Origin of the sequence: Haloplanus sp. HW8-1, assembly GCF_023703795.1 — an archaeon.
In the GTDB taxonomy this organism is placed as follows: Archaea; Halobacteriota; Halobacteria; order Halobacteriales; family Haloferacaceae; genus Haloplanus; species Haloplanus pelagicus.
On record NZ_CP098518.1, the window covers coordinates 859,344 to 871,636 of the forward strand.

Genomic DNA, 12,293 nt, shown 5'->3' on the forward strand with positions numbered 1-12,293 from the left:
TCCCGATCGACCGTTACACGGGAGGACGAATCGGTGGCGAACGCGGGCGACATCTGGACCCATGACACACACCAAACGCATCGTCGTCGCGGGTGGCGGACGCGTCGGGCTACGGACGGCCAGGGAACTCGCCGACCGGGGACACGAGATCGTGTTGATCGAGAAGGAGGCCGACCGCACCGACGAGGTAGCCGCCGAACACGTCGCGATGGTCCTGCAGGGCGACGCCACCGCCCCGTCGATCCTCGAACAGGCCGAACTTGAGCGTGCGGACGCCGTCGCGGCTCTGACCGACGAGCCCGGAACCAACCTGGCCGTCTGTCTGGAGGCCAAACGCATCGCCCCGGACGTCCGGACGCTGGCGCGGACCGATACGGGGACCGAGGACGAGTACGACGAGATCGCGGACGCGACAATCCTCCCCCACGAGTTGAGTGCCGCCACCGCGGCCGACATCCTCTCGAGTGACGAGGTACGTACCCTCGCGAGCGACCATCACGACCTCGGGGTCTTGGAGATCGAGGTGGCGGCGGATGCCCCGATCGTCGGCCACACTCTCGACGAGATCAGCCTCCCCAGAGGGAGTCTGGTCGTCTCGGACCGCGACCGGACGCGCGTCGCCCGGCCGGACACGGAACTCGAAGCGGGGGAGCGCTACGTCGTCGCCGTGGAGTCGGCCGTGGCCGACGAGGTACTGTCGCTGTTCCGTGGCTAACCGATCGTCCCGCCGTTCGGGAACCGGGACGGGACATTTCACGTCGGAGTACTAACGGATCGGTCATGAGCATCGACGCCGACGGCGGTCGGTTCGCGGATCGTATCGACGCGGGCCGACGACTGGCGAGCGAACTCCGCGACCGCGGGAACGAGGCCGATATCGTCCTCGCGATCCCGCGGGGTGGCGTTCCGGTCGGGCGGCCAGTCGCCGACGCCCTCGACGTCCCGCTCGACGTCGTCGTCGCCTCGAAGATCGGCGCGCCCGACAACCCGGAGTACGCCATCGGCGCCGTCGCGAGCGACGGAAGCGCGTGGTTCGACGAAGGATCTATCGACCGACTGGGTGTGAGTGACGTCTACGTCGACCGGGGGCGGAACCGCGAGGCTGCGGCAGCCCGGGAGAAAGCCTCGCGCTACCGGAACGACGGTCCGGTGCCGAACCTGTCCGGACGGTCTGTCGTCGTGGTCGACGACGGCGCCGCGACGGGCGCGACCGCAATCGCCGCGCTCCGACTCGTGGCCGCAGCGGGCGCCGAGCGGATCGTCCTTGCCCTCCCAGTGGCGCCGCCGGACACGATCGACCGCCTCGAAGACCACGCCGACGTCGACACCGTGGTCGCTCTCGAAACGCCGACGCAGTTCCGGGCGGTTGGCGCGTTCTACGACCGGTTCGATCAGGTCAGCGATGAGGAAGCGATGGCGCTCCTGAGTGACCCCGACGATTGACCCGTCCACACGTCCTCAACTATCAGGAACGACCGTGTCGAGTTATTAGTCAGGACGCCATCAGGTACGCGCACGGATGACCCGACGAAACCCGTTCGACGAACTCGAAGAGTTGTTCGACCGAATGCAGGAGAACGTCGAGAACGCGGCACGAATGTGGGATCCAGAGGAGTTCGAGGGGGGGCTGCCACGGCCGGGATCGGCGGGCATGAGCGTCGACCTCGAAGACACGGGTGACGAACTCGTGTTGACGGGCGATCTGCCCGGGTTCGAGACCGAGGACATCGACGTACGGATGGTGGACCGGACGCTGCAGATCTCCGCCGAACGAGACGAGGAGGCCGAGTCGGACGCGGGCGAGTACGTCCGTCGCGAGCGCCGGCACGCGTCGGTCTCCCGGTCGATCAGCCTCCCCGAGGCGGTCGACGAGTCGGACATCACGGCCAGGTACAACAACGGCGTGTTGACGGTCAGGATGCCGAAACGGGAGCCGGACGATCGGGGGACGCGAATCGACGTGAACTGACGCGGGTCGATGGACGAGGAGCGGCCGTTCACGCCCGATCTTCCGCCGGGATACGCCATCGATCGCGCGCGGCCCGACGATGCTCCCGGTATCGCGGCGGTGTACGAGGCGGCGTATCCGTCGGATACCGACTATCCCTTGGTCGAGGAGTCGGCGGTCCACGAGGCCCTTCTCGGCGACTCCAACGTGGCGACGTTCGTCGTCGCGACGGGAGGGACGGTCGTCGGTACGGCCGCCATCGAGTACGACTCGCTCGACGACGGGAACGCACAGATCTGTAAGCTGGCCGTCCACCCCGACCACCAGGGAAGGGGTCTGGGACGCGAACTCCTCAAACACCGGCTGAACGTCCTCCACGCGGACCGATCGTTCTCGGGAGTAGTGTACTCGGCGGCGGTGACCTCTCACCCTGCCTCGCAACACAACCTGCTGGCACGTGGGTTCGAACCGTTCTCGATACACAAGGGGCTCCAAGAGGGGTACTTCGGCCCGACGAGCGAGAGCGAGGTCATCACCCTCTACACGCCCAGCATCGACTACGACGAACGCGACGTGTACGTTCCGGAACGGTACCGTCACATCGTCGAACGGACGCTCGCGAGTGCGTCGCTAGACCTTCTTGGACGTCGGATCCGGACGGTCAACACAGTCACCTACCCGACGGCCGATCAGGTGGAGATGGCGCTCTCTCGGGCGCGGGGCTTTCTCTGGGAGGTGACCGCGGACGGCCACGAGTCGTGGGCACGGACCGAGGCGGAGATCAGAGCGGCCATGCGCGAGGAGGACGTCCACCTGATGGTGCCCGTCGACGCCAACGCCCGTCACCTCCTTGCGCTGTACGAACCGTTGGAGGCCGACGGCTTCTCGCCCGCGGGATTCATCCCCGACTGGCTGACCCGTGACGGGGAGGACCGCGACGCGTTCGTCTTCCAGCATCCGCCGTCGGACGAACCGGCGGCGGTGTGTGTCGTCGACGACGTGAAGGCCCTGATCGACGTGCTCGGGTGGGAGTACCGCGTCGTCGAGGACGCCGACCGGTACTGGACGCTCGAACTGTGACCGACGGTCGTCCCCGGGAGTCAATCGACCGTCCAGTCGTTGTATCGGTAGTACCCGAACACCATGACGAGGAGGACTGCGAGGGAGACGCCCGCTTCGAGGATGTTCCGACCCGTCTCGAGGCCGTCGATGACGTTGTGAAACCAGAAGACGTTGGCCCACGCCGACCGATGAAGCGCCTGCCAGGCCGTCTCCGGCCCCACGATATCGAGTTCACGGAGTAGCCAGTAGCCGTCGGGGATCATGGCCCAGAACCCGCTCAGAAACAGCAGGAGGAACTCCCGACGGACCGGCAAGTCGAGGACCGTCAGCGCCAGGAGGGCCATGAACACGCCGACGGTAAAGTGGACGATGGCTTGCACGGGGACCTGCGTAGGGTTGGGCGCCTCCGCACTTTACTGTTGGTCTCCGATCACGTCTCGCCGCCGTGGTGCGGACGTCGCGAACGCCGACTCACGAGGGGCACGGGTCGGCGGCGAAGGCGGCGAGGGTTCGACAGTAGTCGGGGAGGCTGTCGACGACGAGATACTCGTACCCCTCGTGGGACCCGTAGGCCTCCGGTCCGAACGCTACCCCGGGCACCCCGTGGGTCGCGAAGTGTCGCAGGTCGCTCGTGTGGGGCTTGCGGACCAGGTCCACCGAGCAGCCGAGTTCCCACTCGGCGTGTCGTTGCAGGCCGCGAACGTACGGGTCGTCGGGGTCGGTGTCGACGGGGGCCCCGTGGCCGACGCTCTCGACTGAGAGGTCGGGTATCTCCTGTAGCGCGGTCAACGCCCGGTCGCGGGCGCCCGCGTCGGGATAGCGGACGTCGAGACGGAGCCGTGCGTTGTCGGCGACCTGGTTGACCGCCGTACCGCCCTCGATGTGGCCGTAGTTGACGGTCGTCGGCCAGTCGTCGGCCGACGCGTCGAAGACCGCCTCGATGGCGGGATAGGTCCCTAGCAGCGTCTCGATGGCGCTCTCGCCTTGCTCCGGCGTCGCGGCGTGGGCCGGTTCGCCCGTTGCCAGCAGGTCGATCCGGATCACTCCCTTCTGCCGGTGGACGATATTCATGTAGCCGTCGAGGTTGTTCGGTTCGCCCGTGATACAGAAGGCAGGATCGTATCCCACCTCCTCGAGGAGGTAGCGCGCGCCGTCGTAGCCGCCGCGTTCCTCGTCGGACACGACCATCAGCGCGAGCGACGGTGGGTCGTCGGCCCGCGACAGGTCACGAACGACGTGCATCATCGCCGCCAGTCCACCCTTCATGTCCGCGGTGCCCCGTCCCGAGAGTTCGCCGTCGGTGACGTACCGCGGGGTGAACAGGCGGTCGGCCCCCGGTACGACGTCGAGGTGACCGTGAAAGACGAGTTCGGGCGACAGCGACCCGTCGAGCGAGACGACGAGCGAAGGGGTGTCGCCGTGACTGTATCGCTCGACTGACACGGCGGCGTCCGCGAAGAAGTCGGCGACGTAGGACAGACAGTCGTCGATGGCCTCCGGCCGGTCCTCTGTGGTGCGATACTCCACGAGGTCGACCGTCGTCCCCACCACCCGCTCGCGGAGCGACGTTCGGGATTCCTCGCCGTACGCTGCCATCGTCGGGGGTTCGCGTCTCGACCATTTGAATCTGTCTCGGCGGATCAGTTCGCTCCCCGTGTCGAGCGGATGTCGTCGAGCGTCGGGACGCCGTTTCGGGCGCCGGCCTCACGGGTGGCGAGCGACCCCGCGACGGTGGCGTCGGCGACGGCCTTGCGGAGGGACACGCCGGCCACGAGTCGTGCCGCCAACACGCCGTTCAACACGTCGCCGGCGCCCGTCGTGTCGACCGGATCGACGGTCGGTGGCTCGACGGTGAACAGCCGTTTGCCCGCCCGTTCGACGACGACGGGGGCGCCGCCACGTTTGCGGACGACGACGCCGTCGAACCCGTCGAGGGAGTCCTCGAGCGCCGCGTACTCGTGTTCGTTCGGCGTACAGTAATCGACCGCCTCGCAGGCGAGCAGTGGGTCGACCCCCTCGGGGGGCGCCGGATCGAGGACGACCGTCGGCCGTCTCGGGTCACCCGCCAGGTCGGCGAGTAGCGACTCGACCGGGGCGACCGGAACCTCGTTTTGCAGAAGGAGGCAGTCGGCGTCGCGGACGGCGTCGTACTGGTTCCGGACGTACGGGCGGCCGACGGTCGCGTTGGCCCCCGGAACGACGACGATTCGGTTGTCACCGGAATCGTCGACGAACACGTAGGCCGTCCCGGTCGGCGCGTCCGCCGTCCCGATTCGGTCCACGTCGACGCCGGCGTCGGCGAGGGCGGCGAGGACGCCGAATCGCCCGTGATCCCGACCGACCTTGCCGAGCATCGCCGTCGACGCCCCGACGCGGACGGCGGCGACGGCCTGGTTTGCCCCCTTGCCCCCGTGTCGACGCTCGTCGGCGTCGACGGTGAAGTCGTCGGGGAGGCGATCGATCCGAATGGTCCGTCCCCGCTCCGGGAACCATGCGAACCGCTCCGCGAACGCCGCGAGATCGGCATCCGTCGCCGAGACGACGCGGTCGACGTTGATGCTCCCGAGACTCACCACGCGACTCATAGCGTACCTGATTACTAACGCGACGGATGCATCTATACGTTAGGGACCGTCGTTCGGGCGACGTTATTCCGCAATTGACAGTTCGGAAGGCGTACGAATTTCGTCGTGACGGCGACACGTGGCGACGGCATCGACGTCTCACCGAAATTCTTTCTTTCGACCTGATAACTATCACCAACATTTATTTAAATCACGACAGGACGGAGTAGTGCCATGTCAATCCTGGCTGCAGTCGACGACGCGGACGAATCCCGTGTAGTACAGCGTGGATACGAACTCGCTCGGGCGTTCGACGAGGAACTGGTCGTTCTCAACGTCCAGCCGGAGACCGAAGAGCACTCGACGGCCGAGGATATCGCCACGAATGCGATCCGACTGGCGCTCGACGACCCCGAGAACGTGACCGCCGTCGGGGCGCTCGGCGAACCGGCTCCGCGCATCCTCCACGAATCAGAGGAGCGCGACACCAGCTACATCGTCCTCGGGCCGCGGAAGCAGACGCCGATCGGCAAGGCGCTGATGGGTAGCGTCTCCCAACTCGTTTTGCTGAACTCGGAGTGTACCGTTGTCTTCGTCGCCGAAGAGTAACGACCCGGTTGGACGCTCGACTCTTTTCGCTCGCCGACCGACGTCCACAACCTATTGGTCCGTGGAGGGCGTCGCTCCGACCCGGAATGAGTCTCCCGACGGGAAACTGGCTGGGAACGGGTGAGGCGCTGGCACTGCTCGTCGTCCTCGGACTCACGACCCTCGGCACTCTGTCGCTGTTCGCTATCGCCATCGCCGCAGCGCGGCGCCGGCGATCGCGACCGTACGTCCTGCTTACGGTCGCCATCGGCCTCTTGGTCGCGCGGTCTATCGTCGGCATCGGGACGGTTCTCGGCCGGGTCCCAATGGTCGTCCACCACCTGATCGAACACACCACCGACTTCGCCATCGCCGTGTTGATCCTCTCGGCCGCGTATCTCGTCACGGGACGCGCCACGACGACCCGCTGACGGCCGCTTTCGACGAACACACCATCGTACCTTTGGTGATCAGGGGTGTAAGTAGGATATGACTCGAGACACCGCCGTCGACACGACGCGCCGACGCGTTCTGATCGGGACGGCCGCCGTCGTCGCCCTCGCGGGGTGTTCGGGGTCGACCGACCGGCCCGAGCCGATTTCGCTGTCCGGCGACGTCAGTTGCGATCAGTGCGGCATGGTCATCGATCAGCACCCCGGCCCGTCCGGCCAGACCTACTACCAGGAGCACAGCGTCGAGGGCCACGATCCACCGGCCCGGTTCTGTAGCACCGTCTGTACGTACAGACACCGATACTCGAAGGAGCCGCAGGGATGGCAGCCGCAGGTGACCTACCTCACCGACTACTCGACGGTGGACTACAGGGTCAGCGAGTCGGATGGGACCCGTGTCATCTCGGCACACCTGGCGGCCGAGGCGTTCGCGCCGACGGAGGACTTGGAGGTCGTCGCCGGGACGGACGTCGAGGGGGCGATGGGGCCGGCACTGGTGCCGTTCGGCGACAGCGACGACGCCGAGGCCTTCGCCTCGGAGTACGGTGGCGACGTCATCGCGGCGGCGAACATCTCGCAGGAACTCGTCGCGAGGGGATAGCGACGGTTCCCACTGCGTGGGAATCGACGGGGGGCGATTGTCCTTCCGTCGCAATACTCCCGCGTATGACCAGCGTTCGTCGGCAAGTTCGTGACCACGTCCAGTCCAACCCTGGCGTTCACTTCAACGAACTCGTCCGGAACCTCGACATCGCGACCGGTCAGGCCCAGTATCACCTGCGACGGCTCGGTCGGCGCGACGAGGTGATCGCCGAACGGATACGCGGGCGTACCCACTACTTCGATCCGGAGTACGACCCCTGGGAGCGTCGGGTCCTCTCGCTGTACCGTCGCGAAACCGCCCGCGAACTCATCGGTCACCTAGTCGAAGACGGACGGCTTCCGGCGTCGACGCTCGCCGACCGACTCGACCTCGCGCGTAGTACCGTCTCCTGGCACGTCGACACGCTCGAAGACGCGGATATCGTCGAGCGAACTTACGGCGACCGCGGCCAAGTCGAGGTGGCGCTCACGCGTCCGGAGGAGACGGTGGCGTTTCTGCAGGCGGTCACGCCGTCGCTCTCCGACCGCCTCGTCGATCGGTTCATGCGGTTCGTCGACACTGGCCTCCACGGTGTCGAGGCCGAGGAGTAACCCCACGGGGACGCCGGCTTCGCGAACGCGTCTGGCACTTACGTCCGTAGCGACGTCGCTGCCGTCGATGACGCCTCGGCGCCGCCTCAGCGTCGCCGCCACCGGATGGCGAGCGTCGCGGCGAGAAGTGACGCCAGTCCCCAGACGACGAGGCTGGTCACGGCGGCGGACGTCGAGACGAACGCGGAGCGCCCGGTGAAGGCCACGTAAAGAACCGTCTCGAACACCAGCCCGCGGTAGGCACTAGACGGAGAGAGTGCGAGCAGGGAGCCGAGGCCAATGCCGGTGTCGCCAGCCATCGCCCCGAAGACGGTGACGTCGGCGCCGACCACCACGACCAGCAGGCCGACGAGGGCAAGCAGGATGGCACGCCGGCGCGACCCGGCCGCCGCGGAGAGCGCAACGGCGATGGCGAGCGCAACGAGGGCGAACGCGGCCGTAAGCGCTAGAAAGCGAACGAAGAGGAGCGGCGAGTCGACGCCGCGGTGCGTGGCAAACACCGTCGTCGCGGGCGCGGCCGTCGTGGCGACGTGGAGGCCGAGGACGGCGAGCGGCGCCACCACGACGCCGAGCAACGCGACGGCGCGGCCGGCGTAGACGCCGCCGACGTACGCCGACGCGGGGAGCGGGTAGGTAGCGAACACGTCCAGACGGCCGCGTTCGGCGTCGTCGGCGACGGCCCGGTAGCCGACGGCGAACGCGACGGCCGGTACCAGTACCTCGACGACTAGCAACACGTCCACGACGGTCGGCACGTAGCCGGCGGAGGGGCCGTTCCCCGCGCGAGCGACACCGAAGACGACGAACGTCACCACCGCCGCGAGCAGCGCGTAGGTCCAACTTCGGGAGGCAGCGCGGACCTCCCTGGCGAACACCGCCCAGAAGGCGCCGAGTGGTCCCGTCATTCCGACGCCCCCCGCGTTCGAACCGCGACGATATCCTGATCGCCGCCCACCAGCGACGTAAACGTCTCGTGAAGCGGTCCGCCGGTCCGCTCGCGGAGTTCCGTCGGCGTGCCCTCCGCGACGACTTCGCCCCGGTCGAGGACGACGATCCGATCCGCCGTCCGCTCGACTGCGGGGAGGTCGTGTGACGTCACGACGACGGCGTGGCCCTCCTCGGCGAGGCCGTCGACGATGTCGTAGACTAGCTCACTCATCCCTGGATCGAGGCCACTCGCGGGTTCGTCGAGGGCGAGCACCGGGGGAGCGCCGGCGAGCGCCTGGGCGATACCGAGGAGTCGCGTCATCCCCCCGGATAGCGCCTCGACGCGTCGGTCGGCGACCCCGCCGAGACCCACCCGGTCGAGCAGGTCCGCCGGATCGTCGTCGACGAGACGGGCGTAGAACGCCGCCGTCTCCAGCGTCGTGAATCCCGGTCGGAAGGTGGGTTCTTGGGGTAGGTATCCGAGGAAACGGACGGCGTCCGATTCCTCGTAGTCGACCGTACCCGCCGTCGGCGACAGGAGGCCAGCGAGCACCCGGAGGAGCGTCGTCTTTCCCGACCCGTTCGGCCCGATCAGCGCGACGACCTCGCCCGGCGGAATCGATATCGATACCCCGGAAAGCGCGGTCACGTCTCCGAACGTCCGAGTGACGTCGGTCGCGCGAAGCGACGACTCGTCCGTCACACACCGGCCCCCGTCGTCGTCTCGTTTCGCGCGCTGGCAAGCAGTTCCGGGTTCGCCGGGCGGGCCAGCGGCGCCGTGTCGACGATGCTCGCCTTCCGGAAGCCGGGGGTCGTGCCCCGAAGCGCTCGGAGCCCTTGAACGGTAGGTGCCGAACTCAACGCCACCGCGGCGTCGGTCCGGTGGAGTCTGCGATCCAGTGGATCGGTCGGAGAGTACGCCCGGTCGAGCGTTGCTCCGCCGTCGAAACTGCTGTCGTAAGCGCCCTCCCAGTAGTTGCCGCGGCCGTCGTGAGTGAAGATGCGCAGCGGTCCCGGGCCGGCCGTCGCGTGACGGTCGTTGGCGACGAAGTCGTTGGCGACGACCCGGTTCGAAGGCACCACCGTCGAGGCGGCGAACCCGACCTGGTTTCCGTAGAGAACGTTGCCCTCGAACGTCGTCTGGGTGGCGTAGGCCACCATTCCACGGTCGGTGTCGACAGCGACGTTGTCCGCGACGTAACTATGCGAGCCGCCGACGAAGATGCCGCCGTTGGCGTGGCGAACGTCGTTGCCGACGATGGCGTTACGGGACGGGCGCGTCATCACGACGACGCCGCTCGCCTCCTGTCCGCGAGCCACGTTGTCGGCGACCAGCGTCTCGGAGGTGTACATCAGATGCACGCCGAAGCGTTGCTCGAGGAAGGTGTTGTTCCGGATGACGGTACCGGGTGCACGGTGGAGGTACACCCCGTCGCGGCCGCCCGTTATCCGGGAATCCTGGACCACGACGGCTTCGTTCATCGCGATGACGCCCATGAAGCCGTCGAGCCACTCCGCGGAGCCGTTCACCGCGACATCATCGACGACGGCCCCCGGAACGCGACGGAGCAACACGCCGTTCGACGGCGTATCGATCGTCACGTTGCGGACGTACAGCCGCGAGACGTTGGTGGCGGCGACGGCCGCGTCGCCACCGCCGTATCCGCGCTGGATCTGTGCGTCCCAGTCGGAACTTCCCTCGACGCTCCCGTTCGTCGCCCGGGTCGCGTTGCCGACCCCACCGATGGCGAAGCCGGTCACCGCCACGTCGTCGGCTCGAACGTGGATCACGGTGCCGGTACCGCCACCGGACAGGCGAGCGCCCGGACCGCGAAGGGTGAGCGACCGGTTCACGACGACGTGTTCCTCGTATCGTCCTCCGGGGACGAGGACGGTGGTGTTCGGGGGCGCCGCCTCGACGGCGGCCTGAATCGTCGGCGCGTCCCGACCCACCACGACCGACACCTCACGGTCGAGCAGTGACTGCGCCGTGTCGACCCGGCGGTCGGCGGACGTCCGCCGGTCGTCGACTCGCGATTTCACCCCCGTGGCGCCGGTCACCGCTGGCGGGTCCCGGCGCAACGTCTCCCAGTCGACGACGCGCCCGCCACAGCCGTCGGCGAAGGCGGCCGCGTCCGAGGGCGTCGAGAAGGGAACGACGACCGGGTCGCCGGCGACTTGCGCGTCGCTCCCGACGACGAAGTGCGCCTCAGTTACCGACACCCAGTCCGGATTCGTGGTCGTGACGAGCGTTCCGTCTTCCACACAGCGTGCCGACCGACCGGCGTAGTCCGAGGTGTACACCGCGAGGGGATAGCCGAACTGCTGTTCGCGGCCGGGGTCCTCGAGGGCCGAGATGGCCTGCCCGACGCCCGTGTAGCCGACCACGTAGTGATACTGCGAGTAAAACACCTCGACGCGGGGAATCGAGGCTCCCGTGTGTTCGGCCATCTGTTCGGTCTCGGCGGCCAGACCGAGTTTCACCGTGTCCTCGTACGCCACCGGATCCGGGCGCGCGGATCCGAGATCGACGGCGAAGGCACCGATCGAGGCGGCGAGCAAGAGTACCGAACAGGTCACTGCCGCGGCCTGCCACGTCCGCGCATCCCCCGATTTCATCGGAATATTCTAACCGAGGGTCGCTTATACGATCTCTGGTGTACTCCTCTATAGTAGCGTTTGGAACTGCTTGCACACCTGATCGCACGCAGTCTGGCGATCAGGTGTGCGATGACTTACAACGGCTACTATAGTCGTCGCTGTCAGCCCTGGTACTCCGCGTAACTGACACAGTACGCATCGGGGGCGATGTTGCCGGCGACGATCGCACAGGCGCCCATCCCGTCGCCGTTCTTGTCCTCGATGTAGAACTGACAGTTCGAACACTGTTGGCCGTCCTGGGGCTGTTCCTGGTAGTTCACCGCGGATTTCGTGGAGAGCGAGTCCGGGTTACGTTGGGTCCCGCCGAGACTGGTCGCAGTCCGGTATTCGGACGGCACCGTATCGTCGCCGCCCGAGGTTTCCGTCGCCGTCTGCGTCTGCGTCGCCGTCTCCTCACTGCCGCCGCCACCGGAACAGCCGGCCAGCCCAACAGTGAGTCCGCTTCCAACCAGTGCGAGGAGTCGTCGTCGGTCGGAGTCTGTGTTCCGATTACCCATAGGTATCCGTTGTCGCCCCAGACACGAATAAACACGGGTGCAAGCGTGAAAAATGATCCTGCTGGCACGGGATGCCGACCTTTTTGTCACCGTCCCGTCTACGGCCGCCAGGGCGTGTGGCCTAGCGGATAGGGCGAGAGGTTCCTAACCTCTCGATCGCGGGTTCGAATCCCGCCACGCCCGTTCTCCTCAACAGCGATTAGGATTGACCGGACAGCGTCGGGATATTCCGTCTTCCTTTATTTACTCCCGCGTCACCAAGCAGCGAGAGTTGAACCCGCATCGAGTCGGGGGTCGGCTCCGTCTGGCGTTCGTATTGAATCATACGTGCCAGATTCAAATGCTTTGTCACCTCAGCGGCCTCCGATGCGTGAGCAGAGGACGAGATTACCTACAGAGT

The 12,293-nt window shown here is 67.0% G+C and carries 15 protein-coding genes and 1 tRNA gene; 9 read left to right on the top strand and 7 right to left on the bottom strand.

Going from position 1 to position 12,293, the window contains the following annotated elements; all coding sequences use genetic code 11:
* The first annotated feature begins 61 nt into the window (after positions 1-61).
* From NBT82_RS04620 to NBT82_RS04635, 4 genes are all read left to right on the top strand, one after another.
* The gene (locus tag NBT82_RS04620) at positions 62-715 is read left to right on the top strand and encodes a potassium channel family protein (protein WP_251330402.1); all 654 of its coding nucleotides are present in this window, start codon (positions 62-64) and stop codon (positions 713-715) included.
* A gap of 65 nt (positions 716-780) precedes the next feature.
* Positions 781-1,443, top strand: a complete 663-nt coding sequence (locus NBT82_RS04625; RefSeq protein WP_251330403.1) for a phosphoribosyltransferase — start codon at positions 781-783, stop codon at positions 1,441-1,443.
* A gap of 76 nt (positions 1,444-1,519) precedes the next feature.
* On the top strand, positions 1,520-1,969 hold the full coding sequence (locus NBT82_RS04630; RefSeq protein WP_251330404.1) for an Hsp20/alpha crystallin family protein: 450 nt from the start codon (positions 1,520-1,522) through the stop codon (positions 1,967-1,969).
* Positions 1,970-1,978: 9 nt separating this feature from the next.
* The gene (locus NBT82_RS04635) at positions 1,979-3,028 is read left to right on the top strand and encodes a GNAT family N-acetyltransferase (protein WP_251330405.1); all 1,050 of its coding nucleotides are present in this window, start codon (positions 1,979-1,981) and stop codon (positions 3,026-3,028) included.
* A 20-nt stretch (positions 3,029-3,048) separates the two neighbouring features.
* Here the strand turns inward: NBT82_RS04635 and NBT82_RS04640 are convergent, their stop codons facing one another.
* From NBT82_RS04640 to NBT82_RS04650, 3 genes are all read right to left on the bottom strand, one after another.
* A complete protein-coding gene (locus NBT82_RS04640) occupies positions 3,049-3,390 on the bottom strand; it encodes a hypothetical protein (RefSeq protein WP_251330406.1) in 342 nt (113 codons plus the stop codon).
* A 91-nt stretch (positions 3,391-3,481) separates the two neighbouring features.
* Positions 3,482-4,606, bottom strand: a complete 1,125-nt coding sequence (locus NBT82_RS04645; RefSeq protein WP_251330407.1) for a M20 family metallopeptidase — start codon at positions 4,604-4,606, stop codon at positions 3,482-3,484.
* A 44-nt stretch (positions 4,607-4,650) separates the two neighbouring features.
* Positions 4,651-5,595 (bottom strand): ribokinase, encoded by a 945-nt coding sequence (locus tag NBT82_RS04650; RefSeq protein WP_251330408.1) that lies wholly within the window; start codon positions 5,593-5,595, stop codon positions 4,651-4,653.
* Between the two features lie 213 nt (positions 5,596-5,808).
* Here NBT82_RS04650 and NBT82_RS04655 point away from each other — a divergent pair, with 213 nt between their 5' ends.
* The 4 genes from NBT82_RS04655 (at position 5,809) to NBT82_RS04670 (ending at position 7,808) form a co-directional block, all read left to right on the top strand.
* Positions 5,809-6,183, top strand: a complete 375-nt coding sequence (locus tag NBT82_RS04655; RefSeq protein WP_251330409.1) for a universal stress protein — start codon at positions 5,809-5,811, stop codon at positions 6,181-6,183.
* 86 nt (positions 6,184-6,269) lie between these two features.
* Positions 6,270-6,593: a DUF7471 family protein gene (locus NBT82_RS04660; protein WP_251330410.1), complete on the top strand. Its 324-nt coding sequence runs from the start codon at positions 6,270-6,272 to the stop codon at positions 6,591-6,593.
* A gap of 58 nt (positions 6,594-6,651) precedes the next feature.
* A complete protein-coding gene (locus tag NBT82_RS04665) occupies positions 6,652-7,215 on the top strand; it encodes a nitrous oxide reductase accessory protein NosL (RefSeq protein ID WP_251330411.1) in 564 nt (187 codons plus the stop codon).
* A gap of 65 nt (positions 7,216-7,280) precedes the next feature.
* Entirely contained in the window at positions 7,281-7,808 is a 528-nt protein-coding gene (locus NBT82_RS04670) for a winged helix-turn-helix transcriptional regulator (RefSeq protein ID WP_251330412.1), read from the top strand.
* Between the two features lie 86 nt (positions 7,809-7,894).
* On the opposite strand, the gene NBT82_RS04675 is transcribed toward NBT82_RS04670, so the two are convergent.
* The 4 genes from NBT82_RS04675 to NBT82_RS04690 all read right to left on the bottom strand — a co-directional run bounded on the left by NBT82_RS04675 (position 7,895) and on the right by NBT82_RS04690 (position 11,893).
* Positions 7,895-8,713 (bottom strand): ABC transporter permease subunit, encoded by an 819-nt coding sequence (locus tag NBT82_RS04675; protein ID WP_251330413.1) that lies wholly within the window; start codon positions 8,711-8,713, stop codon positions 7,895-7,897.
* Positions 8,710-9,438: an ABC transporter ATP-binding protein gene (locus NBT82_RS04680; RefSeq protein WP_251330414.1), complete on the bottom strand. Its 729-nt coding sequence runs from the start codon at positions 9,436-9,438 to the stop codon at positions 8,710-8,712. The genes NBT82_RS04675 and NBT82_RS04680 overlap by 4 nt, the downstream gene beginning before the upstream one ends.
* Positions 9,435-11,354, bottom strand: a complete 1,920-nt coding sequence (locus NBT82_RS04685; protein WP_251330415.1) for a NosD domain-containing protein — start codon at positions 11,352-11,354, stop codon at positions 9,435-9,437. The genes NBT82_RS04680 and NBT82_RS04685 overlap by 4 nt, the downstream gene beginning before the upstream one ends.
* 143 nt (positions 11,355-11,497) lie before the next feature.
* Entirely contained in the window at positions 11,498-11,893 is a 396-nt protein-coding gene (locus tag NBT82_RS04690) for a high-potential iron-sulfur protein (RefSeq protein WP_251330416.1), read from the bottom strand.
* Between the two features lie 110 nt (positions 11,894-12,003).
* Here NBT82_RS04690 and NBT82_RS04695 point away from each other — a divergent pair.
* Positions 12,004-12,076 (top strand) — tRNA-Arg (locus tag NBT82_RS04695).
* Positions 12,077-12,293: the final 217 nt, after the last annotated feature.